The organism is Streptomyces sp. NPDC046860, from assembly GCF_040645115.1.
GTDB lineage: Bacteria > Actinomycetota > Actinomycetes > Streptomycetales > Streptomycetaceae > Streptomyces.
The window spans coordinates 199,357-221,454 of record NZ_JBEYXQ010000003.1 but is presented as its reverse complement, the minus strand read 5'-3'; the positions used below and the strand labels follow the sequence as shown (position 1 = coordinate 221,454).

General features: G+C 73.2%; 24 protein-coding genes. 12 read left to right on the top strand and 12 right to left on the bottom strand.

The annotated features are described in order from the left end of the window. Window positions 1-32: 32 nt before the first annotated feature. The 6 genes from ABZ898_RS06755 to ABZ898_RS06730 form a co-directional block, all read right to left on the bottom strand. Window positions 33-1,295, bottom strand: coding sequence for a cytochrome P450 (locus ABZ898_RS06755; RefSeq protein WP_361653543.1), 1,263 nt, complete (start codon window positions 1,293-1,295; stop codon window positions 33-35). Further along, complete coding sequence (locus ABZ898_RS06750; protein WP_361653541.1) at window positions 1,292-1,909, bottom strand: ATP/GTP-binding protein; 618 nt, start codon at window positions 1,907-1,909, stop codon at window positions 1,292-1,294. The genes ABZ898_RS06755 and ABZ898_RS06750 overlap by 4 nt, the downstream gene beginning before the upstream one ends. Further along, on the bottom strand, window positions 1,890-2,237 hold the full coding sequence (locus ABZ898_RS06745; protein WP_361653539.1) for a DUF742 domain-containing protein: 348 nt from the start codon (window positions 2,235-2,237) through the stop codon (window positions 1,890-1,892). Before ABZ898_RS06745 ends, ABZ898_RS06750 begins: the two co-directional genes overlap by 20 nt. After that, the gene (locus tag ABZ898_RS06740) at window positions 2,234-2,692 is read right to left on the bottom strand and encodes a roadblock/LC7 domain-containing protein (RefSeq protein WP_361653537.1); all 459 of its coding nucleotides are present in this window, start codon (window positions 2,690-2,692) and stop codon (window positions 2,234-2,236) included. The genes ABZ898_RS06745 and ABZ898_RS06740 overlap by 4 nt, the downstream gene beginning before the upstream one ends. Window positions 2,693-2,778: 86 nt before the next feature. Then, window positions 2,779-4,512, bottom strand: a complete 1,734-nt coding sequence (locus tag ABZ898_RS06735) for an ATP-binding protein (protein WP_361653535.1) — start codon at window positions 4,510-4,512, stop codon at window positions 2,779-2,781. Window positions 4,513-4,887: 375 nt separating this feature from the next. Next, on the bottom strand, window positions 4,888-5,205 hold the full coding sequence (locus tag ABZ898_RS06730) for a DUF6584 family protein (RefSeq protein ID WP_361653533.1): 318 nt from the start codon (window positions 5,203-5,205) through the stop codon (window positions 4,888-4,890). 46 nt (window positions 5,206-5,251) lie between these two features. Here ABZ898_RS06730 and ABZ898_RS06725 point away from each other — a divergent pair, with 46 nt between their 5' ends. From ABZ898_RS06725 to ABZ898_RS06705, 5 genes are read left to right on the top strand one after another with little or no spacing between them, the layout of a single operon-like run. Further along, window positions 5,252-6,427: a DUF1343 domain-containing protein gene (locus tag ABZ898_RS06725; RefSeq protein ID WP_361653531.1), complete on the top strand. Its 1,176-nt coding sequence runs from the start codon at window positions 5,252-5,254 to the stop codon at window positions 6,425-6,427. A gap of 29 nt (window positions 6,428-6,456) precedes the next feature. Further along, a complete protein-coding gene (locus tag ABZ898_RS06720) occupies window positions 6,457-7,437 on the top strand; it encodes a GNAT family N-acetyltransferase (RefSeq protein ID WP_361653529.1) in 981 nt (326 codons plus the stop codon). Continuing rightward, window positions 7,434-8,765 carry an ABC transporter substrate-binding protein gene (locus ABZ898_RS06715; RefSeq protein WP_361653527.1) on the top strand — a complete coding sequence of 444 codons (1,332 nt, stop codon included), beginning with the start codon at window positions 7,434-7,436 and terminating at the stop codon, window positions 8,763-8,765. Before ABZ898_RS06720 ends, ABZ898_RS06715 begins: the two co-directional genes overlap by 4 nt. After that, window positions 8,759-9,727, top strand: coding sequence for a sugar ABC transporter permease (locus ABZ898_RS06710; protein ID WP_361653525.1), 969 nt, complete (start codon window positions 8,759-8,761; stop codon window positions 9,725-9,727). Before ABZ898_RS06715 ends, ABZ898_RS06710 begins: the two co-directional genes overlap by 7 nt. Then, the gene (locus tag ABZ898_RS06705; RefSeq protein WP_361653523.1) at window positions 9,724-10,593 is read left to right on the top strand and encodes a carbohydrate ABC transporter permease; all 870 of its coding nucleotides are present in this window, start codon (window positions 9,724-9,726) and stop codon (window positions 10,591-10,593) included. The genes ABZ898_RS06710 and ABZ898_RS06705 overlap by 4 nt, the downstream gene beginning before the upstream one ends. Window positions 10,594-10,600: 7 nt before the next feature. Here the strand turns inward: ABZ898_RS06705 and ABZ898_RS06700 are convergent, their stop codons facing one another. Further along, on the bottom strand, window positions 10,601-10,780 hold the full coding sequence (locus ABZ898_RS06700; RefSeq protein ID WP_361653521.1) for a DUF6480 family protein: 180 nt from the start codon (window positions 10,778-10,780) through the stop codon (window positions 10,601-10,603). A gap of 93 nt (window positions 10,781-10,873) precedes the next feature. Further along, window positions 10,874-11,734: a UbiA family prenyltransferase gene (locus tag ABZ898_RS06695; protein ID WP_361653519.1), complete on the bottom strand. Its 861-nt coding sequence runs from the start codon at window positions 11,732-11,734 to the stop codon at window positions 10,874-10,876. Between the two features lie 134 nt (window positions 11,735-11,868). Here ABZ898_RS06695 and ABZ898_RS06690 point away from each other — a divergent pair, with 134 nt between their 5' ends. Genes ABZ898_RS06690 through ABZ898_RS06680 form a run of 3 tightly spaced genes read left to right on the top strand, consistent with a single transcriptional unit; the run spans window position 11,869 to window position 14,515 of the window. Then, window positions 11,869-12,927 carry a 3-oxoacyl-[acyl-carrier-protein] synthase III C-terminal domain-containing protein gene (locus ABZ898_RS06690; protein ID WP_361653517.1) on the top strand — a complete coding sequence of 353 codons (1,059 nt, stop codon included), beginning with the start codon at window positions 11,869-11,871 and terminating at the stop codon, window positions 12,925-12,927. Window positions 12,928-12,980: 53 nt separating this feature from the next. Beyond that, complete coding sequence (locus ABZ898_RS06685) at window positions 12,981-13,505, top strand: isoprenylcysteine carboxyl methyltransferase family protein (RefSeq protein WP_361653515.1); 525 nt, start codon at window positions 12,981-12,983, stop codon at window positions 13,503-13,505. Then, a complete protein-coding gene (locus tag ABZ898_RS06680; protein WP_361653513.1) occupies window positions 13,502-14,515 on the top strand; it encodes an FAD-dependent monooxygenase in 1,014 nt (337 codons plus the stop codon). Before ABZ898_RS06685 ends, ABZ898_RS06680 begins: the two co-directional genes overlap by 4 nt. 222 nt (window positions 14,516-14,737) lie before the next feature. Here ABZ898_RS06680 and ABZ898_RS06675 read toward each other — a convergent pair whose 3' ends face one another. After that, the gene (locus tag ABZ898_RS06675) at window positions 14,738-14,887 is read right to left on the bottom strand and encodes a hypothetical protein (protein ID WP_361653511.1); all 150 of its coding nucleotides are present in this window, start codon (window positions 14,885-14,887) and stop codon (window positions 14,738-14,740) included. Between the two features lie 190 nt (window positions 14,888-15,077). On the opposite strand from ABZ898_RS06675, the gene ABZ898_RS06670 reads away from it, so the two are divergent. Together ABZ898_RS06670 and ABZ898_RS06665 are read left to right on the top strand one after the other, a co-directional pair. Next, complete coding sequence (locus tag ABZ898_RS06670; RefSeq protein WP_361653509.1) at window positions 15,078-15,884, top strand: SDR family NAD(P)-dependent oxidoreductase; 807 nt, start codon at window positions 15,078-15,080, stop codon at window positions 15,882-15,884. A 56-nt stretch (window positions 15,885-15,940) separates the two neighbouring features. Beyond that, entirely contained in the window at window positions 15,941-17,038 is a 1,098-nt protein-coding gene (locus tag ABZ898_RS06665) for a glutamate--cysteine ligase (RefSeq protein ID WP_361653507.1), read from the top strand. A gap of 21 nt (window positions 17,039-17,059) precedes the next feature. On the opposite strand, the gene ABZ898_RS06660 is transcribed toward ABZ898_RS06665, so the two are convergent. Beyond that, window positions 17,060-17,395 carry a hypothetical protein gene (locus tag ABZ898_RS06660; protein WP_361653505.1) on the bottom strand — a complete coding sequence of 112 codons (336 nt, stop codon included), beginning with the start codon at window positions 17,393-17,395 and terminating at the stop codon, window positions 17,060-17,062. 113 nt (window positions 17,396-17,508) lie between these two features. Then, window positions 17,509-17,850 carry an STAS domain-containing protein gene (locus ABZ898_RS06655; protein WP_361653503.1) on the bottom strand — a complete coding sequence of 114 codons (342 nt, stop codon included), beginning with the start codon at window positions 17,848-17,850 and terminating at the stop codon, window positions 17,509-17,511. Between the two features lie 218 nt (window positions 17,851-18,068). On the opposite strand from ABZ898_RS06655, the gene ABZ898_RS06650 reads away from it, so the two are divergent. Then, a complete protein-coding gene (locus tag ABZ898_RS06650) occupies window positions 18,069-19,247 on the top strand; it encodes a DUF2993 domain-containing protein (protein WP_361653501.1) in 1,179 nt (392 codons plus the stop codon). Between the two features lie 68 nt (window positions 19,248-19,315). On the opposite strand, the gene ABZ898_RS06645 is transcribed toward ABZ898_RS06650, so the two are convergent. Continuing rightward, on the bottom strand, window positions 19,316-20,110 hold the full coding sequence (locus ABZ898_RS06645) for a TetR/AcrR family transcriptional regulator (protein ID WP_361653499.1): 795 nt from the start codon (window positions 20,108-20,110) through the stop codon (window positions 19,316-19,318). Between the two features lie 207 nt (window positions 20,111-20,317). Between ABZ898_RS06645 and ABZ898_RS06640 the strand changes: the two genes are divergently transcribed. Beyond that, entirely contained in the window at window positions 20,318-22,030 is a 1,713-nt protein-coding gene (locus tag ABZ898_RS06640) for an MFS transporter (RefSeq protein ID WP_361653497.1), read from the top strand. The last annotated feature ends 68 nt before the right edge of the window (window positions 22,031-22,098 follow it).

Genomic DNA, 22,098 nt, shown 5'->3' with positions numbered 1-22,098 from the left:
TGGGCCCCGCGCGGGGCCCAGCCGGCCGGTGGCTATCCGTCCGCCGGGGTGAACCGCACCGGCAGCGTGGTCAGCCCCCGCATCCAGATGGACGTCCGCCAGGTCAGCTTGTCCGGGTCCACCGCCAGCACCAGGTCGGGCAGCCGCTCCAGCAGCGTCTCCACGGCGGTGCGGGCCATGACGTCCGCGAGCAGCGGCGCCGGATAGGGGCACCGGTGCTCGCCGTTGCTGAACGACAGGTGCGCGGCGTTCTCCGCGCCCACGTGCCCCTCGGGCCACAGCCCGGGATCGGTGTTGGCGGCGGCGAGGCCGAGCACCAGGCAGTCACCGGCCTTGATCTGGCGGCCGCCGAGCTGTGTGTCCCGCACGGCCCAGCGGCCGATGAAGTTCTGGGTGGGCGTGTCGAGCCAGAGCACCTCGTTCAGCGCCTCGCCGACGCTGACCCGGCCGCCGGACACGCTGAGTTCGAAGCGCTCGTCGGTCAGCAGCAGGCGCAGCGCGTTGCAGATCCAGTTCGCGGTCGGCTGCTGGGCGGCGGCGATGACCGAGATCAGGTCCTGCACGATCTCCTCGTCGGTCAGCCCCGCCGGGTGCAGCACCATCCGCGAGGTGACGTCCTTGCCCGGCTCGGCGCGCTTGTCCTGGACCAGCCGCACCAGCCGCTCCCCCACCCGGCCGTACGCGGCCACCGGGTCGTCGCCCTCGGCCGCGTCCAGGGAGATGCGCAGGTCGTCCACGAGCTGCTCGGTGTCCGCGCCCGAGAGCGGCATGCCGCACATCTGCACCACGGCCCGCATCGGCAGCGCGTGCGCGTACGCGGTCATCAGCTCCGCCTGGCCGCTGCCGGCGAACCGGGCGATCAGGTCGTCGGCGATCAGCTCGCAGTCACGGGACAGTTCGAACTGGTCCACCCCGGACAGCGCCTCGGTGATGACCCCGGCCCGGCGGCGGTGCTCCTCCCCCTCGGTGAACAGCACCGAGGGCTGGTAGCCGACGAAGGGCATCAGCGGCCAGTCCGGCGGGATGTTGTCCCACTGGTTCCAGCGCCGGGAGTCGCGGGCGAACAGCTCGTCGTGGCTGGTCACCTGGGCGACCTCGTGGTAGCCGAGCACCAGCCAGGCCGGGATGTCGCCGTCCAGCAGCACCGGCGCCACCGCGCCCTGCTCGCGGCGCAGCGCCCGGTACATCTGCGACGGCGTCTGCTGGTACTCCAGCCCCGAGAGGCGCACCGCGTCGGCGTGGGCGGGGCAGCCGGGCGGCGCCGGCTGCGCGGAGAAGGGGCCGGGTTCGGTCACGGGGTCGCCTCCTGGGCGGTGGCCAGCGTGTACACGTGGTCGACGAGGGTGATCAGCACGTCCTTGCCCGACTCCCTGACCCGTGCGTCGCAGTCGATCATCGGCACGTGATCGGGCAGCGCGAGGGCCTGCCGGATCTCGTCCAGGGAGTGGTGCGCGGTGTCGTCCTCGAACCGGTTGACCGCGACCACGAAGGGCGTGCGGTGGTGTTCCAGCCGGTCTATCGCGTACCAGGAGTCGTCCATCCGGCGGGTGTCCACGAGGACGACCGCGCCGAGGGTGCCGGAGAAGAGGCGGTCCCACAGGAACCAGAAGCGCTTCTGCCCCGGCGCGCCGAACAGGTAGAGCACCATGGTGTCGTTGAGGCTGATCCGGCCGAAGTCGAAGGCGACGGTGGTGGTCGACTTCGCCGCCACACCGCTGGTCTCGTCGATGCCGACACCGGCCTCCGTCATCACCTCCTCGGTGTTCAGCGGCCGGATCTCGCTCACGGAGCGGACCAGGGTGGTCTTGCCGACTCCGAATCCGCCCACGACGACGATCTTCAGACCGGTTTCCGCCGCGTCGGCCAGTGGCGCGCGGTGGGCGGGCAGCTCAGAGATTGCGGAGCCCATGGAGCACTTCCTTGAGAAGGGCGGGATCGGGGAGCGAGGGGTTCACGGGTGGGTGGCGGGCGGTGATGCGACCGGTGTCGAGCAGGTCGCCCAGCAGGATGCGTACGACCATGATCGGCAGCCCCAGTTCGGCGGAGATCTCCACCACCGAGGTGGGGTGCTGACACAGGTCCAGGATGCTGACGTGCTCCGACTGCATGCCCGAGGTGGGCTGGCACTCGGCGACGATGAGCGTGACCAGGTCCAGGGTGTCGTCGACGCTGCTGCGCCCGCCCGTGACCGTGTAGAGGCGGTCGGGCGCACCGGTGTCCACCGGTTTGCGGCTCACGACGGTGTACTTCCCTGGAACGGCTGCCGCGGCGCGGCCCGCAGGTGCTCGCCGATCTTGTCGACCAGCCCTGTCATCTCCTCGCCGAGGCGGCCGGGGTCGGCGTCCTCGGCGGCGACGACCGCCAGGTGCGCGCCTTCGCCCGCTCCCACGATGCACAGAAGTCCGCCGTGGAAGGCGGTCATGGAGTGGAGCACGCCGCCGGAACCGTCACCGAACTCCACGGACGCGCCGTGGGACAGGGCCTGGAGACCGGAGCAGATCGCGGCGAGCTGGTCGGCCTGATCGGCGGCCAGGTCGGGGGTCCAGCACAGCTTCAGGCCGTCCCGTGACAGGACCAGGGCGTGCCGGGCACCGGGGGTCTGCTCCAGCAGGTTCTGCAGCAGCCAGACGAGGCTGTTGTCGGTGGTCTGCATGATGGGTGATGGGACGGTGGTGTCCGGCTGTTCGGTCACCGGCCCGTTCCTCCAATCTCATGGGCACGAGGGGGGACATCACTGCCGGGACGCGGGCCCGGCGAGGTGGGTGGGGGGACCGGGGGTCACCCGGCGGTCGGCGGCTCGGTGCCTGGCTGGTCTCCCCGGCCGCCGTCCGCGGGCTTGCGCGAGCGGTGGAAGGCGCCGAAGCGGGAGCCCACGTCGTGCACGGGACGCTTGCGGGGCGGGGTGGCCTCGGGGGCGGGCCGCTGGCCGCGCTCGGCCTCGCTCATGGTGTGGCCGGGCCTGCGGACGGGGAGCCCGTTCGGTGTGGCGGAGGCGGGCGGCTCGTGCCGCGTCTGCTCGGGCACCTCCCGCACGGCGGCCGGCCGCTCGGGCCGCGCGGGCACCTCGCGCACGGGTGCCTCCCGCACGGGCGCGGGGACTTCGGGTGCCGGGGCCGTCGGCACGGCGGACTCGCGGGCCGCCTCCCGCTGCGCGGGCCACGGGTCGCGCTGCTGCGCGATGAGGTGCCGGGGCAGCAGGACGACCACGCCGGTGCCGCCTCGGGAGGAGGGGCGGTAGCTGACGTTGATCCGGTACTTGAGCGCGAGCAGGCCGACCACGGCGAGGCCGAGCCGGGTGCCCTGGAGCGAGGCGAGGTCGGCCATGCTTCCGGCCACGGCGCCCTCGGCGTGCCGCATGGCCGCCTCGGACATGGTCAGTCCGCTGTCCTCGACGGTGACGACGACCCCGGCCCGGTGTTCCTCGACGTAGACGTGGACCTCGTCGGTGGGCGGGGAGAAGTTCGCGGCGTTGTCAATGAGTTCGGCGAGAAGGTGCATCACGCCTTCGGCGGCGAAACCGGAGATGGCGGCCTTGGAGGTGAAGTGCAGCCGGACGCGCTGGTAGGCGGCGATGCGGCCGATGGCACCCCGGAGGATGCTCTCCATCCGGATCGGCTTGTTCCAGGTGCGGCTGGTCTTGCCGCCCATGAGCAGTGCCAGCCGGTCGGCGATCAGCACGAGCTGGGAGGTCTTGTGGTCCAGCCGCATCAGGTCGCCCAGCATCTTGCCGCCGTGGTCGTCCTGCATCTCCCGCAGGTCCGCGAGCATGCTGACGGCCTTGGCCTGCACCCGGCTGAGCGCCTTGGTGGAGGCGATGCGGGTACCGCCCGCGCGCCGCTCGCTGCGGGCCAGTTCGCGCACGAACCGCTCGCCGAGGTGGTGCATCGCCGGAACGTCCGGCAGCTTGAGTTCGCCGAGGACCGTCTCGGCGGAGCGGCCTTCGGCGAGCCGGGCGACGGCGGCGGGCAGCGTCTCCGCGGCGAGCCGGTCGGCCTCCGCCAGGATCTCGTGCAGCGCCTCCTGGGTGCGCAGCCGCTCGTCGTCCGCGGCGGCCGCGCGGTGCACGGCCTCTTCGAGGGCCCCGGCGGAGATCTGGGCGATGCGGCGCAGGTTCTGGTCGTTCGGCATGGAGACGCCGGCCACCGCGTCGGCGGCACCGCTGCCGGTCAGCACCAGGTTGTGCAGGGCGGGCAGGGTCACGTTCAGCAAGTGGCCGGTCTGCGCGGCCGATTGCTGGGTCTGGGCACGGAGCCGCTCGTTCTCGGCGGCCTGGGTGGCGGCGGCGAGCCTGGCACGGCGGAGCAGGAGGTGACCGACGAGCACCGCCAGGGCCACGCAGGCCCAGCCCGCCGCCGCGACCACCAGTGCCCATCTGCGGCTGCCGGACGGCGCCGTCCCGACCGCGACGCCGGCGGCCACGGCGGCCACCGCCACCACGGCCGCGGGCACCGCCCACGAACTGCGCTGAACGGCCGTCGAGCGGTGTTGAACGGACGGTGCAGGAACTGACATTCCGCGGTCCCTCGGTCTGCGGGCGGAAAAATCGGCGGCGACCGAACGCCTCGATCGCGGGCCGGGAAGCGGCCGCCTCGGAGGAAGGCGATCTTCCAGCCGGTTACGCCCACATGCTAGTCACCCCGCGGTGTGCGAAGTTCCGATTGGCCCCTCGCGGGCCCCCGGACCTGAAGTCGTCGTGAAGCAACTACCCCGGCCGGAGGGCGTGGTAGAGGGCCGGACGCTGCTGACCACCGGTTCCGAGGCCGGAAAGACCCCTTGCGCACCGGATGATCCGCTTCCGGTGCGCCGGCCTCGCGGCGACCCCGGGAGGTCAACCCCCGCGAGAGGGACCGTTTTCCGGCCAACAACACGATCAGGCCAGGAATCCGATCAGTCGAAGAGAGCGACAAATCCGTTCACCCAGATCGCCCCGAGCACGAGGGCGACGAGCAGGCAGCCGGCCGTCGGCAGAAAGTCTTTGCCGGAACTCCCCGCGGTCTCCGTGCCGGAGCCGTCCTCCGGGCACTCGGCCCGCAGGGCCGCCAGCCGCTCCCTGGCCAGGTCCGTGGGGGCGAGCGACTCCGGCCCGTCAGTGGCATGAGCAGATGATCGGGCCGGACGGCGGCCGCGGTCGAACGGGTTTCCACTCCGACGGGTGAATGCCGTCGCCGCCGACTCGCCCGCGCCGGGAGGTAGTGTCCGCAGCATTGCCCAATTCCGGGACATTCAAGAGAATTTCCGACAGAGGGCGAGGATGAGCAGCGACGACCGCTTCACCGTGACGACCGGGATCGCCCGGCTGTGCGCCTCACCCGGGCTCGCCGGGCCCGGCCGGCTCGGCCTGGTGACCAACCACACCGGTGTCCTCCCCGACCTGCGTCCGTCGGCCCCCGCGCTGATCGGGGCGGGCGCACCGCTGGTCGCGCTGTTCGGCCCCGAGCACGGGCTGCACGGAACCGCCCAGGCGGGCGGGAGCGAGCCGGGCGGCACCGACGCGGCCACCGGCCTGCCGGTGTACGACACCTACGGCCGTGAGGGCGGGCACCTCGACAAGCTGCTGATCGACAGCGGCGTCGACGTCCTGGTGTACGACCTCCAGGACATCGGGGCCCGGTTCTACACCTACGTCTGGACCATGTTCGACCTGATGGTCTCGGCGGCGCGCGTGGGCCTGCGGTTCGTGGTGGCCGACCGTCCCAATCCCCTCGGCGGGCTGGTCAGCGAGGGCCCGCTGCTCGACATGGCGTGGGCGGGCTTCGTGGGGCGGGCGCCGGTGCCCGTACGGCACGGGCTCACCTGCGGTGAACTCGCCCGCAGGCTGAACCTCACGGCCGTCCCGGAGGCGGCCGGGAGACCGGCCGCGCTGACGGTGATCGAGGCCACCGGCTGGCGGCGCGCCCTGCACGCCGAGGCCACCGGGCTGCCGTGGATCGCGCCCTCGCCGAACATGCCGACGCCCGCCACCGCCGCCGTCTACCCGGGCACCTGCCTGTTCGAGGGCACCAACGTCTCGGAGGGCCGGGGCACCACCCAGCCCTTCGAGACCGTGGGCGCGCCGTACATCGACGGCCGCTTCGCCCCGGCGCTCGCCGAACTCGCCCTGCCCGGCCTGCGCTTCCGCGATCTGCGGTTCGTGCCGGCCTTCCACAAGCACGCCGGGCGGCCGCTGCGCGGGGTGCAGCTCCATGTCACGGACCGCGACGCGTTCGCCCCCGTGCGCACCGCCGTCGCCATGCTCGCCACGCTGCGGCGACTGTACCCGGACGACTTCGCCTGGGCGGACGGCCCGGACAGCGGATTCATCGACCGGCTCTGGGGCTCCGACCGGCTGCGGCGCGCGATCGACGCGGGCGAGGACCCGCTGCCGCTGTGCGATCCGCCCGCACCGCCTGGCCGGTGGGCCGGTGAGGACGTTCTGCTCTACCCCTGAAGGCCGCGACCGCGCATGGAAGGACGCCGATGAGCGATCCCACGACGAGAGCCCGGACCGAGTTCCGCGGGTTCCGGGCGGGTGACGGTCCGCCGCTGGTGGCGGCGTGGTGCCGGAGCGCGCCCGCCGACCCGGTCACGGCGGACCGCTTCCGCTCCCTGGTGCTGCTCGACGCCAACTTCGATCCGGCCGGGCTGCGGGTCGCCGTGGAGGACGGCCGGGTCGTCGGCGCGGCCTACGCGGTCCGCCGGCTGGTCCCGATGGCCGGCACCGATCTGGAGCCGGAGCAGGGCTGGCTGCCCTTCTTCTTCGTCGACCCGGCCGCCCGCGGGCGCGGGGTGGGCCGGGCGCTGCTGACCGAGGCCCTCGACTGGCTGCACGGCCACGGCCGCACCCGGGTGGACTTCGCGCCGTACACCCCGAACTACGTCCTGCCCGGCCTGGACCCGCGGACCTATCCGGAGGCGGCCGGGCTGCTGGAGTCCCTGGGCTTTCGCACGCTGTACGAGGCGGCCGCGATGGACCGCTCCCTGACCGGCTACGCCTTCCCGCGGGAGGTCGCGCTCCGGGCCGCCGAACTGACCGCGTGCGGCCACCGGTTCGGCACCCCGGCCGACGACGACCTGCCCGAACTGCTCGCCCTCGCCGCGCACCGCTTCACCCCGGACTGGGCGCGCGCGATCCGGGAGTGCCTGCGCGAAGGCGCCCCGCTGGACCGGATCGTCGTCGTACGGGACCCGTCGGGCCGTCTGGCGGGCTGGGCGATGCACGGCGCGTACGAGTCGGCGACCGAGCGGTTCGGCCCGTTCGGGGTGCTGGACGAGATGCGCGGGACCGGGCTGGGCAAGGTCCTGCTGCATCTGGTGCTGGAGCGGATGCGGGCGATGGGCGCGGGCTCGGCCTGGTTCCTGTGGACCGGCGAGCGGTCCCCGGCGGGCCATCTGTACCGCCGGGCCGGGTTCACCACGACCCGGGTGTTCCGCGTGCTGCGCCGGGAGGCCGCCCGGTGACCGGCGCACCGCGCCCCGGCGGGCCGGGCCGCCGCCGCGTCCTGTCCGCGCTGCCCGCGGCGCTGCTGGCCGCCGGCTGCGCCGGGCCGCACCAGGGCACCGGCCGGCCCGGCGACCCCGTCGTCCTCACCCTGCTCTCGCACTACGCGAGCGGTGAGCTGAAGGCGGCCCTGCAGCGTCCGGTCGACGAGTGGAACGCCACGCACGACCGGGTCAAGGTGCGTACGAAGGCAGTGGAGTTCAACGACCTGCTGACCACGTTCATGGTCCGGCAGGCGGCCGGGCAGGGCGCCGACATCCTCCAGCCGTACTGCCTGTGGAACGGCCAGCTGGTCCGGGCCGGGGTCCTGCGGCCGGCCCCCCGCACGGACGCGGCGGAGATCACCCGGGGCTACGGCGGCGCGGCGGTGGGTTCCGCCTCGGTGGACGGCGAGGTGTACGGCTACCCGACCGAGGCGCAGACCTACGCCCTGTACTACAACAAGCGCCTGCTGCGGGAGGCCGGGGTCGCCGGACCGCCGGGCACCTGGGGGGAGTTGGAGGACACCGCGTACCGCACCACCAGACGGGACCGGTTCGGCAACACCCTGGTCCAGGGCTTCGGTCTCTCGACGTACGACGACTCCACCACCGTGGGCCAGACCCTCGCCCTGCTCAGCGCGGCCGGCGGCACCTTCGTGGCCGGGGACGGCAGGAGCACGGCCATCGACTCACCGGCCGGGCGGGCGGTCCTCGGCCTGGAGCACCGCCTCGTGCGCCGGGGGGCGAGCGAGCCCGGCATCAACGTCTACAAGGCGTTCCAGTCCGGGCAGGTCGCCATGGTGATCAGTGCCGGATGGTGGACCGGGAGCCTGAAGTCCCAGATGGGGGACGCCTATCGGGATGTCGGCGTGGCTCCGGTGCCCGTCCCCCGGCGGGGCGACCGGCGTGCCACGCTCGCCACCGGTTTCATGCTGGGCGTCAACGCGTCCAGCCGATACCCGCGCGAGGCGTGGGAGTTCCTGCGCTGGCTCAACACCGAGAAGGTGAGCGGAGGCGCGGGGGGTTCCGCGACCCGGATGAGCGCCCTCCAGGTGTCGGTGGGCTCGCTGACGGGCCGGGCCGACGACATGCGGGCGCTGCTGGGCGCGGGCGCCGATCCCAATCTGCGGCCGTTCCTTCAGGCGCTGGAGTACGCGGTGCCGGAGCCGAACGTGCCGGGCGCGCAGCAGGCCAAGTCGCTGCTGCGCAAGAACGTCGAGGCGTTGTGGACCGGTCAGCAGTCGGTGGAGGAGTCGCTGCGCACCATCCGCCGCCAGGTCGATCAGGAGGTGTCCCGCTCATGGTGAACGCCCTGACCCCGGAGGCGGCCGCACGGGCGCCGCGCCCGCGTTCCGCCGATCCCGCAGGGGCCTTCGTGGACCGCCGCGCGCGGGCCCGGCGGCATCAGGCGGTGGTCGCCTATCTGTTCCTGGCGCCGACGCTGCTGTTCTTCGCGGTCTTCCTGGTCCTGCCGCTGGGCTTCGCGCTGCTGCTGTCGATGTCGCGCTGGGCCGGGTTCGACCTCGGCGACATCCGGCCGGTGGGCCTGGACAACTTCGCCGCCCTGTTCGCCGCGGGCTCGACGTTCCTGACGCCGGTCCTCACCAACACCCTGCTGTTCGCGCTGGGCACGGTGGCCCTGGCGCTGGCGGGCGCGCTGCTGGTCGCCACCTGCATCGACAACCTGCGCTTCCAGGGGCTGTGGCGCACCCTCTACCTGCTGCCGATCGTGACGACGGTGGTCGCGGTCGGCAACGTGTGGAAGTACATGTACGAGCCGGGCGGCCTGGTGAACGGCGCTCTGAACGCCGTCGGGCTGGACTCGGTGGCCTTCCTCCAGGACCCCGGCACCGCGCTGCCCGCGGTCGTGGTCGTCCAGGCGTGGGCGTCGGTCGGCTCGGCGATCCTCATCCTGACGGCCGGGCTGAAGTCGATCCCGGAGTCGTACTACGAGGCGGCCGCGCTGGACGGCGCCGGTCCCGTCACCGTCTTCCTGCGGATCACCCTGCCGCTGCTGCGGCCGTCGCTGCTGTTCGTGTGCGTCACCCAGTTCATCACCGGTCTCCAGTCGTTCGCGCTGATCATCGTGATGACCAAGGGCGGTCCGGGGGACGCGACGAACGTGGCCGCGCTGGAGATGTACCGGCAGGCGTTCTCCTACGGCGACTGGGGCACGGCGAGCGCCGCCGCCTTCGTCCTGTTCGTGGTGATCCTCATGGTCACCCTGGCGCAGTTGTGGATCTTCCGGCGCAAGGGGGAGGACGCATGATCCGCCGCCGTTTCCCGTGGCTGTCGTACCTGCTGGTCGTCACCGGCGCCGTGCTCACGGTGGTGCCGTTCCTCGACATGGTGATGACCTCGTTCAAGGGGCCGGGTGAGGCGGGCACGCTGCCGTACCGGTTCCTGCCCGAGGCGTTCGACCTGTCCAACTACCGGGCGGCGGTGGACCAGCTCGACCTGCCGGTGCTGTTCCGCAACAGTGTCGTCGCCACCACCGTGATCAACGCCTCGGTGCTGCTCACGTCGTCGCTGGCGGGCTACGCACTCGCCAAACTCCGCTTCCCCGGGCGGGACTTCGTCTTCCGGCTGGTGCTGTCGACGATGATGTTCCCGCCGTTCCTGTTCTTCGTCCCGCACTTCCTGATCCTGGTGCACTGGCCGCTGGCGGGCGGCAACGACCTGCTGGGCCGGGGCGGGGCGGGGCTGACGGTCAGCATCGTGGCGCTGACGATGCCGTTCCTCGTCAACGGCTTCGGGATCTTCCTGATGCGCCAGTTCATGGTGTCGATCCCGGACGAGGTGCTGGAGGCCGCACGGATCGACGGGGCCGGGGAGTTCGCCGTGTGGTGGCGGATCGTGGTGCCGCAGACCAAGCCGGTGATGGTCACGCTGGGACTGCTGACGTTCGTCGACGCCTGGAACGAGTACATCTGGGCGCTGCTGGTGTCGACCGCCAACCCGGACGTGATGACGCTGCCGGTCGGCATCCAGCAGCTCCAGGACTACGTGGACCCCACGCGCACGATGCCGATCGTGATGGCGGGGCTGGTCCTGAGCATCCTTCCGGTGCTGGTCCTGTTCCTGCTGCTCCAGCGGCACTACATCCGGGGGATCATGCTCAGCGGCCTCAAGTGAGGCGTGCTCACAGATCGATCATCCTGACCAGGAAGAACGCGGCGATGAGCGCGCAGCCGAGGACGATGAGGAACAGCCAGAGGCGGGGGTGTTCGAAGGGGCCGCCGTCGGGCCGCTCGGGATGGGCCTCGGCGGTCGATCCCTCCACGGGCGGGGTCTCGCCGGGCGGCTGCAATGAGTCGGGCATGGTTCACCTCTGTTCACCTGCGGCGATGTCGCTACGGACGACACGTGGGGCATTTCGGTCCGGGGGCGCCGCTCGGATGCGGTTCCCCCGGTCTCAGGATGCCCCGGTCCCGAGTCCGGCGCCGCCCAGCAGCAGCGCCACGTCCAGTGCCGCCACGGCCACCGCCGCCGCGAACGCGGCCCGTTCCCGGCGGCGGCCCAGTACCGTCCCGGCCACCGCGATCAGTCCGGCCCCCGCCAGCGCGCCCACCTGCCGGGCACCGGGCGGTCCGGCGGGCCCGAGCGCCAGCAGGGCGGACGCGGCGACCAGGGGCACCGGCAGCAGCATGCGCACCCGGCCGGGTCCGAGCCGCTGCGGCCAGCCCCGGACGCCGGTCGCCAGGTCGCCGCGGATGTCCGGCAGCACGTTGCCGAGGTGGGCTCCCACACCCAGCAGCGCCCCCGCGGCGACGACCCACCAGGCCGGCCAGGGCTGTCCCGGCAGGCCCAGGGTGACGAAGGCGGGCAGGGCGCCGAAGGCCACCGCGTACGGGGCCCAGGACCAGCGGGTGGCCTTGAGCCGCAGGTCGTACGCCCAGGCCGCCGCGACGGCGGTCAGATGCGCGGCGCCCGCCGCACGGCCGCAGGCGAAGGAGAGCGGCACGCACAGGGCCAGCGCGGCGCAGGCGGCCGTCCACACCTGCCCGGTCCCGATCGCGCCGTCGGCGACGGGCTTGCCGCGGCGGCCCGTGGCGATGTCCCGGCGGGCGTCGACGGCGTCGTTGCACCAGCCGACGGAGAGCTGCCCGGCCAGTACCGCGCCGGTGGTCAGCAGGGCGCGGTCCGGTTCCTGACCGGCCGTCGCGGCCATCGCCGCCGTCAGCGCGGTGACCACCACCAGCGGGCCCGGGTGGCAGGCCCCCGCCAGGGCGCGCGGGGTGCGGGCCGGGATCGTCGACTGCTCGGGGGTCGCCACCCGGCGATCGTAGGAGCCCCGGCGGGCGGGCCACGATCCGGAAGCCGCCGGACGGGCGATCTCTGGTGCCGGGCCACCGGTGCCGGGAAGGTCTGCTGAGTCCACCTCCGGGCCGGCCGACGTACGGGAGCCTCATGACGCGGATCGCCGCCGTGCACGGCGCCCTGGCGCCGCACCGGTACGCCCAGGCCGAGATCACGGACATGGTGGCCCGCGCCTGCCTGCCCGAGGGCGCCGACCGCGGGCTCCTGGACCGGCTGCACCGCAACGCCGGTGTCCGCACCCGCCACATGACACTGCCGCTGGACCGGTACGAGACACTGGACGGCTTCGGCGCGGCGAACGACCTCTTCGTCACGACCGCCACCGACCTGGGCGCCAGGGTGGTCCGCGAGGCGCTGCGCGCCGCCGGGCTGTCGGCGGCCGACGTGGACCTGCTGGTCTTCACCTCGGTCACCGGCGTCGCCGTCCCCTCGGTGGACGCGCGGGTGGCGGGACGGCTCGGGCTGCGGCCGGACGTGCGGCGGGTGCCTCTGTTCGGGCTGGGCTGCGCGGGAGGCGCGGCGGGGCTGGCCCGCACGCACGACCTCCTGCTGGGACGGCCGGACCAGGTGGGGGTGCTGCTCTCGGTCGAGCTGTGCTCCCTCACCTTCCAGCGCGGCGACGACTCGACCGCCAACCTGGTCGCCACCGGCCTCTTCGGCGACGGCGCGACCGCGGTCGTCGTCACGGGCGCGGGACGCGCGGGCGACTTCACCGGTCCGGTGATCGTGGACGCCCGCAGCCGTCTGTACCCGGACGCCGCTGACGCCCTGGGCTGGGACATCGGCGACTCCGGCTTCAAGGTCGTCCTCGATCCGGGCATCCCCGACGTGCTGCGCCGCCATCTCGCCGACGACGTCGAGGAGTTCCTCGCCGACCACGGTCTCAAGGCACAGGACGTGACGGCCTGGGTCTGCCACCCCGGCGGCCCCAGAATCCTGGACGCGATCGCGGACGCCCTCACCCTGCCCGCCGAGGAACTCGCCCTCAGCAGAGCCCACTTGGCCGGGACGGGCAACCTCTCCTCGTCCTCCTTGCTCCACGTGCTCCGCGACACCCTGACCGACCGCCGACCGCCCCCGGGCACTCCGGGCCTGCTGCTGGCGGTCGGACCGGGTCTGGCCTGCGAGTCGGTGCTGTTGCGGTGGTGAGCGGAGGGCGACCGGCAAGCGGAAGACATCCCTAGGCACAGGACACGACACACATGATCTGGTACGCACTCCTGGTGGCCGCCGTCGCGGGCGAGCGGGTCGCCGAACTGGTCGTGGCGCGCCGCAACGAGCGGTGGAGCAGGGACCGGCGCGCGGTGGTGGCGGGCGAGGGCCACTACCCGGCGATGGTCGCCCTGCACGTGGGCCTGCTGGTCGGCTGCCCGCTGGAGGTGTGGCTCGCGGACCGGCCCTTCCTGCCCGCGCTGGGCTGGCCGATGCTGGCCGTGCTGGTGGGCGCCCAGGCGCTGCGCTGGTGGTGCGTCGGCACGCTCGGGCCGCGCTGGAACACCCGGGTGATCGTCGTGCCCGGCCTGCCGCTGGTGAGGCGGGGGCCGTACCGGCTGCTGCGGCATCCGAACTACGTGGCCGTCGTGGCCGAGGGGCTGGCGCTGCCGCTGGTGCACACCGCGTGGGTGACGGCGGCGGCCTTCACGGTGCTCGACGCCGCCGTGCTGACCGTGCGCGTCCGCTGCGAGAACCGGGCGCTGGCCGCCGCCGGCGCACCGGTACCGGCGTGATCGACGTCCTGGTGGCGGGCGGCGGTCCGGCCGGGCTGGCGGCGGCAGCGCACGCCCGGCTCGCGGGGCTCACCGCCGTGGTGGTCGAGCCGCGTACCGCGCCGGTGGACAAGGCGTGCGGGGAGGGCGTCATGCCCGGCGGGGTCGCGGCCCTGCGGGCGCTGGGGGTGGCGCCCGCGGGCCGGGAACTGCGCGGCATCCGCTACCTGGACGGCACCCGCGGCGCCGAGGCCCGTTTCCGCGGCCGCCCGGGGCTGGGCGTACGCCGTACGGCCCTCCACGACGCGCTGCACCGGCGGGCTCTCGCCCTCGGCGCGGAGGTGGTGACCGGCAAGGTCGAGGAGGTGCGGCAGACGGCGGACAGCGTCACCGCGGCCGGGATCACCGCGCGCTGGCTGATCGCGGCCGACGGCCTGCACTCCCCCACCCGCCACCGGCTCGGGCTGGCACTGCCGGGCGACGCGCGCGGCCGGTACGGGCTGCGGCGGCACTTCCGTGTCCCGCCGTGGTCGGACTACGTCGAGGTCCACTGGTCCGGCGACGGGGAGGCGTACGTGACCCCGGTCGCCGACGACCTGGTGGGGGTCGCCTTCCTCAGCCGGGTCCGGCGCGGCTACGACGAGCATCTGGCCGCGTTCCCGGCGCTGGCCGGCGTGCTGCGCGGGGCGGAGGCCACGCGGGTGCGCGGCGCCGGACCGCTGCGCCAGCGGGTGCGGCGCCGGGTCGCGGGCCGGGTGCTGCTGGCCGGTGACGCGGCGGGCTACGTGGACGCGCTCACCGGGGAGGGCGTCGCCCTGGCTCTGGCGACGGCCGAGGCTGCCGTACGCCGTGTCGCGGCCGGGCGGCCGGAGCGGTACGAACGGGACTGGACGCTGCTGACCCGGCGCCACCGGCTGCTGACCAGGGCGTTGCTGGCGGCCGGCAGCCGTCCGGCCACGGCCCGGCTGGTCGTGCCGGCGGCGTGCCGGATGCCTCCGCTGTTCGCGGCGGCGGTCCACGCGCTGCGCTAGGTCGTGTCCGCAAAGTGGCGTCGTCTGCCCGGAGGGCAGGGCTCGCGGCGTCTGGTGCGTGCGATCGCAAGACGGAGGGTCGCCCTCGTACTGGATGTACGAGGGCGATCCCGACAACGCGGCTGGGGGTCCCCCCTGCTCGCAGAGCTCGGGGGAGGGCGTGCCAGGCGTCGCGAGCCAGGCGCCACTTTGCGGACACGGCCTAGGGGTCCGGAGTCCCGGCTACTCGTCGTCTTCCGGCAGGCGCTCGCCCTCGGCCTGCGAGGGTGTCGTGCGCGGCACGTCGGGGTGGATGGTGCGGCCGGGACGGCCGTCGGTCTCGGGGTCGGGGTCCCGCTCGCCCTCGGCCTGGGACGGTGTCTGCTCGCTCATGACCGGCCTCCTCGTCGGTTGGCCACCATGGACCGCGAGTCCCCGCGCGCGGCCCCGGGGAAACGCCCGCCCGCGCCGTACCGCCACCGCCCCGCCGTTCAGGACCGGCCGATCGGGGAACTGCGGGAGGTACGCGTCGTGCGCCCCGCCCGCCGCCCCGCACCGACCTCACCCGGGATGTGATCCGGCCATGACCGACGTGAAGCCTCTCGCCCTGGTCACGGGCGCCTCCAGCGGTATCGGTTTCGAACTGGCCCTGCAGCTGGCCGAGCGTGGTTACGACCTGATCGTCAACGCCGAGAACGAGACCGGGCTGCGGCAGGCGGCCCAGGAGATCCGGGCGGCCGGGGTGTCGGTGGAGGCGGTCCGGGCCGACCTGCGCCACTACGACCAGGCCGAGCAGCTGTGGACGGCGGTCCTGGCGACGGAGCGCCCGCTCGACGTGGCGGTGCTGAACGCGGGCGTGGGCCAGGGCGGCACCTTCGCGGACACCGACCTGGAGGACGAGCTGGAGATCGTCGATCTCAACGTGCGCTCGACCGTGCACCTGGCCAAGCGGGTCGTGCGCGAGATGGTGGCCCGGGGGCGGGGCCGCATCCTGGTGACCTCGTCGGTCGCCTCCGCCGCGCCCGGCACCTTCCAGGCCGTGTACCAGGCGTCGAAGTCGTTCGTGCAGTCCTTCGCCGAGTCGCTGCAGAGCGAGCTGACGGACACCGGCGTCACCCTGACCGCGCTGATGCCGGGCCCCACCGAGACGGACTTCTTCCACCGCGCGGACATGGACGACACCCAGCTCGGCCGGCAGGAGAAGGACGACCCCGCCGAAGTCGCCCGCGAGGGACTGGACGCCCTCTTCGAGGGCAAGGACAAGGTAATCGCGGGGTCCGCAGGGTCTGCGGGGACCGAGGCGCGGGGGACCATCGCCGGGGACGAGGCCGGGGCCCGGCCGGGAGAGGCCGGACGCGGCTCCGCGCCCGGCTCCGGCGGCCAGGACTGACCGGCGGGACGCGTCGAGGAGCACCGGTCCCCGGACCGGGCAGGGAGGACGGCCGCGTGCGCAGTGTGGGAGTGGAGGAGGAGCTCCTCCTGGTGGACGCGGAGACGGGCGAACCGCGGGCCGTCTCGGCCGCGGTGCTGGCCCAGTCCGACGGAGCCGTGGGGACGCACGGCGAGCAGGTCTTCGAGCAGGAGTTGCAGCGTCAGCAGGTGGAGTTCGCCACCAGTCCGCGCACCCGGGGCGCCGAACTGGCGGCCGAGATCCGCCGGTGCCGTGCCGAGGCGGCACGGCTCGCCGGGCGCACGGGTGCCGCGATCGCCGCTCTGGCCACCTCTCCGCTTCCGGTCAGCCCGACCCTGACCGCCGATCCCCGTTACCGCTGGATGTCCGAGCACTTCGGGCTGACCCTGTCGGACCAGCTCACCTGCGGATGCCATGTCCACGTCTCGGTGGACTCCGACGAGGAGGGCGTGGCCGTACTGGACCGCATCCGCCCCTGGTTGCCCGTCCTGCTGGCGCTGAGCGCCAACTCCCCCTTCTGGCAGGGCCAGGACAGCTCCTACAGCAGCTACCGCAGCCAGATGTGGGGACGCTGGCCCTCGGCCGGACCGACGGAGGTCTTCGGCTCCGCCGACCGCTATCACGAGCGGGTACGGGACATGGTCCGCACCGGGGTCCTGCGGGACGAGGGGATGGTCTACTTCGACGCCCGGCTCTCCCACCGGTACCCCACGGTGGAGATCAGGGTGGCCGACGTCTGCCTGGAGTCGGACACCACGGTCCTCATGGCGCTGCTGTGCCGGGCCCTCGTCGAGACGGCCGCCCGCCGCTGGGTGGCGGGGGAACCTCCGGCCCGGATCGGCACCTCGCTGGTGCGTCTCGCCGCCTGGCAGGCGGCCCGGTACGGCCTCGACGACCGTCTGCTGCATCCCCTGACCATGCGGCCGGCGCCGGCGGAGACGGTGGTACGGGCGCTCTTCGACCACGTACGCGACGCCCTGGAGGACCACGGCGACGCCCAGGCGGCCCAGGACATCCTGTCGGGCCTGCTGAAGCACGGCAACGGCGCGATGGCGCAGCGCGCGATCCTGAAACGCACCGGGAGCCTGCGGGCCGTCGTCACGGAGTGCGTACGGCTGACCGCCGGGGAATAGCCGTGGTCCTGCCTCATGTGTTCAGATCCGGCCGCGTGCCAGCCGGGTCAGGGGGCCCGTGCGGGGCTTGGCCGTCGCGCGGCCGATGGCGAAGGCCGCTCCGGCGACGCCCGCCACGCCCGCCGCGGCACCGGCGGCGAACGCCTTGCGGTTCTTGACGGCCGTCCACGCGGTGCCCGCGGCCTCGACGGCCTTGGTCGTGTTGGCCGCGACGGCGTGCTGCCCGGTCTGGAGACCGGAGACGGCGGCACGGCTCACCCGCTGGGTGGTGTCGCTGACCGACTGGGCTCCGGAGACCACGGCCTTCTTGGCATCCGCCGCGGTCGTGCTCGTGGTGTTCTTCTTGTCGTCAGTCATAGTTTCCTACTGCCCTTTCCCAGGCGCCGAAACAGAGTCGAGGGCCGGTCCGGCCCCGGCGGGCGGGGCGGATCAGCGGGATTCCGCGTGCGTGGGAAGGTCCGGGGCGGCCGTCACTCCTCGATGACGGCGACCACGTCGAGTCCCGCGTTGCGCAGGGTGCGCTGGACCGCGCGCCGGGGGCCACGGATGGTGAGTTCGGCGGGCTCCGGCCGCAGGGTGGCACCCCGCAGGAGCGCGTAGGCGCACGCGAGGTCGATGTGCGTCACCTGGCTCATGTCCACCGTCCACGCGGTGGCCGTGTGCAGGGGCGGCGCCCCGAGCACCTCCTCCAGCTCGCGCAGGGCCTCGGCGCCGATGTCCCCGGCCAGGATCAGCTCGGGCAACAGGACATCGGCGGCCGACACCGACAGGACCGGTCCGGCGGGCGGCACGAAGGGGGGTTCGGCTGCCATGGTGACCTCCTTCGCGGCCGGGGCGGGACGCTGCTTCCCTCCATGGTCCACCCAATGGGCGGCCCCCCGCACGCGAACGCCACATGATCGGCCACGGTTCTTCACCCGGGCCTCGTGTCCCCGTCACCGGGATGTGAGAACCGTCGCCCATGAAGGGCTGAACTTGCGTCCGACCTGCGGTGACGTGTTTGGGTGGCATGATGCGCTCCACCACTCGCATGGCGTCGCACCGCTCGCCGAACGCCCAGCAGAACGCCGTACCTGACGGACAGCCAGAGGACTGGGCCGAGCCCTACGGGGACGACCCCGGGCAGCCCGCCGACCGTCGCGGCCGGGGACGGAAACGCCCCCGTAGGTTCAAGAACCTGCGCCGTGCGACGAAGGCGAGCATCGCGATCACCGTCACCCTGGCCTTCCTCGTGCTGGCCGACCGGTTCGCGGTGCTCTTCGCGGAGCGCGAGACCGAGGACCAGTTGCAGAAGTCGCTGCATCTGGAGGCCGCGCCGCAGGTGGAGATCGACGGCTTCCCGTTCCTGACCCAGGTGCTGGACAAGCGCATCGACACCGCGCACGTCACGGTGCCCGACCTCGCCGCCGACCGGGTGTCGCTGGCGCGGGTGCACGCCACCGCGCACGACGTGCGGCTGAACGGCGAGCTCCCCTCCCACCTCAAGGGCGGCACCGTCCACTCGCTCGACGGCGACGTGCTGCTCTCGTTCGAGGATCTCGACCGCGAACTGGGCGCCTCCCAGGTCGAGTTCAGCCGACTGGGCCCCGGCGCCATCAAGGCCGACGGCCAGGTGCCGATCGGCGGCCAGCGGCTCAGGCTGCACGCCGAGGCGCGCATCGGGCGGTCCGGTGACCGCGGGGTGTCGACCGACATCAGCCGTATGCGGCTCGACATCGGGGACGTGGCCACCTTCCGCCCCGGCCGCGACGAGGGCCTCCAGCTCACCCCGAAGGCGGCGCGCGCCGTCGCCGAGCAGCGCGAGAAGGTGCGGGCGATGCTGGCCGCACCGGCGATCGCGGAGCGCGCCGGTATCGACCGGGCCCAGATCCGCGACGCGATGCGCAACGACGCCGCCCTGGCACGGCTCACCGGATCGCCGGGGTTCGTCGGCAAGCTGATGAAGATCAACCTGTTCGACGTGATCGCCGAGCAGCCCGACCTGCCGGCGCAGCTCGGCATCGACCCCAAGCTGGTGGGCGCGGTACGCGGCGTCACGCAGCCCCAGCTCGCCGACCAGCTCAACCTGTCCTTCCAGCTGCCGAGGACGCCGGGCGACATCCGCATCCAGCGCATCACCGTGGAGCGGGACGGCATCAGGGCCCACCTCAGCGGAGGCACGCTGCCCTTCGGCGACACCAAGTCCGCGCAGGCGGCGGGCGGGCGCTGACACGAGCGAACCCGGCGGACGCCGGGCCGAGGGGCGGGCGCCGGGCCAGAGTGTGAGCCGGGCGCCCGTCAGGCGTCCGGCGCCGCCGTGGGCGCCGCGTCGGGGAGGTAGCTGGCCAGTCCCCGCAGGATGATCTCCAGACCGATGTCGAACCTCTCGTCCGAGGAGTCGGTCACCATCACGTCGGCCAGGGCGCGCAGATGCGGGAAGTCCGCGGCGGGCAGGGACGCGAAGTAGTTCTGCATCTCCCCGGCCATCTCGCGCCAGTCGGGCCGGGCCCGCGAGGAGTCGGCACCCTCGGGCCGGGCGGCCGCCCGGTCCTGCCACATGCCCTCCTCCAGCACGAAGCCGTCGATGTAGGTGGAGATGAGGTCACCCGCCTCCGCCGCGATCCGGTCGGGCAGTCCGGCCGTGCGGAATATGGCGAGCAACCCCTCGACGTGCGGCAGCAGTTCGGCCGTGAACGGGACGTGGGCCATGGAGATCCGCGCCACGTCCCGGTGGGACAGCAGGCGCTTTCGCCCGGCGCGCGCGTAGTCCCGGATCTGCTCGCGCCACCGCTCCGGGTCGGGTTCGGGCATCCGGAAGTCGTCGAAGAGCCGGGTGTACATCAGCTCCAGCAGGTCGTCCTTGGAGCTGACATGGGCGTAGAGCGCGGAGACCGTGACGCCCAGCTCGGCCGCCACCTGGCGCATCGAGAGCCCGTCGAGCCCCTGCCGGTCCAGCACCTCGAAGGCGGCTTCGACGATCCGCTCGCGCGACAGCGGCGCGCGCTGGGGCGCCGCCTGGGGGCGGGCGGGACGCTCGCGCTCCCAGGGAGACGGCGGAGGGGGTGCGGATTTGCCGGCGGCCGCGTCGCTCATGGTCACAGTCTAGGGCCGCCGGAGAACAGTGTTCACGGCTGGTGAGGGCTCCGGGCCCGCTGCGCCCTTCCTCCACAGGCGACGCGATATATCTTGTCCCGGCGTCACGCTTGCGCTATATCTTGATGAACAGCGTTCTCCCGATGAGCACTGTTCTGTTACGGTGAACACCGTTCACCACCATGATCCCTTGCACGAGGAGTACCGATGTCCAGCACCGGTGTCGCGTCCGCCGAGACGCCCACTGATTCACCAGCGCCCTACCGGTGGCGCTGGGCAGCTCTCTTCGTGATCCTCGCGGCCGAGGTGATGGACCTCCTGGACGCCGTCGTCACGAACATCGCCGGCCCCTCCATGCGCGCCGACCTCGGCGGCAGCGCCTCCACCCTCCAGTGGCTCGCCGCCGCGTACACGCTGTCGATGGCCGTCGGCCTCGTCACGGGCGGTCGCCTCGGTGACATACACGGGCGCCGCACCATGTTCCTCGTGGGCGCGGCGGGCTTCACCGTGGGCTCGCTGCTGTGCGCGGTGTCGATGTCGCCCGAGATGCTGATCGGCGCCCGGGTCGTGCAGGGGCTCTTCGGCGCGGTGATGCTGCCGCAGGGCCTCGGCATGATCAAGGAGATGTTCCCGCCGAAGGAGTCGCAGAAGGCGTTCGGCATGTTCGGCCCGGTCATGGGGCTGTCCGCGGTCTCCGGGCCGATCCTGGCGGGCTGGCTCGTGGACGCCGACTACTTCGGCACCGGCTGGCGGATGATCTTCCTGCTCAACCTGCCGCTGGGCGCCGCCGCCCTGCTGGGCGCCGTCCGTTACCTGCCGCGCACCCGCTCCGAGGTCAAGCCCCGGCTGGACATCCCCGGCATGCTCCTGGTCTCCCTGGCCGCGCTGCTGCTGATCTTCCCGCTGGTCCAGGGCCGGGAGTACGACTGGCCCGTGTGGACCTTCGTGATGATGGCCGCCTCGGTCGTGGTCTTCGCCGTCTTCGGCCGGTACGAGTCGCGCCGCAGCAAGGCGGGCCGGGACCCGCTGGTGGTCATCAGCCTCTTCCGCAAGCGGGGGTTCAGCGGCGGCATGATCCTCGGGCTGGTGTTCTTCTCCGCCATGCAGGGCTTCATGCTGGTGTTCAACCTCTACACCCAGATCGGCCTCGGGTACTCGCCGCTGAAGGCGGGTCTGGTGATGGTGCCCTGGTCCGGCGGCATGATCGTGGGCTTCGGACTCGCCCAGGCCGTCACCCGGTTCGGCCGCGCCGTGCTCCAGGCGGGCGCGCTGGTCATGGCGGCCGGCGTGTTCGGGGTGTGGCTGACGCTGGACCTCGCCGGGAGCGGCGTCGGCCCCTGGCAGCTCCTGCCCTCCCTGCTGGTCACCGGCATCGGCATGGGCCTGCTGATGGCGCCCTTCTTCGACATCGTGCTCACCAGTGTCGAGCAGCACGAGACGGGCTCGGCGTCCGGCACCATGACCGCGGTCCAGCAGCTCGGCGGCGCCTTCGGCGTGGCCATCCTGGGCACCGTCTTCTTCGGTCTGCTGGGCGGCGGCATCGCCTCCGCGGTGGACCACGACGCCGACGGCCTGCGGCGGCAGCTGGCGGCCGCCCATGTCGCGCCGGCCGCTCAGGACCGGATCGTCGCGGACCTGCGGACCTGCGCCTCGGACCGCGCGGTCGCCAAGGACCCGGCCGCCACCCCGGCCTCCTGCGCCACGCTGGAGAAGGACACCCGGTCGGCCGTCACCTCGCCGCGGGACGGCGCCCGGATACCGGCCGCGCTCCGGTCCACCGCGGCCTCGGCCTTCCAGGGCGGCTTCGGTTCCGTCATGAAGACGGTGCTGTGGGTGGTGGACGGGATGCTCGTCCTGACGTTCCTGCTCGCCTTCCTCCTGCCGCGCCACGCGCGCCCCGAGGACGCCGCCGGGCACTGAGCGCGGGGACAGGGCGGGCGTTCCCGGGGCGGGGGCGTCCGCCCCGTCCCGCACCGGGCAGGATGAGG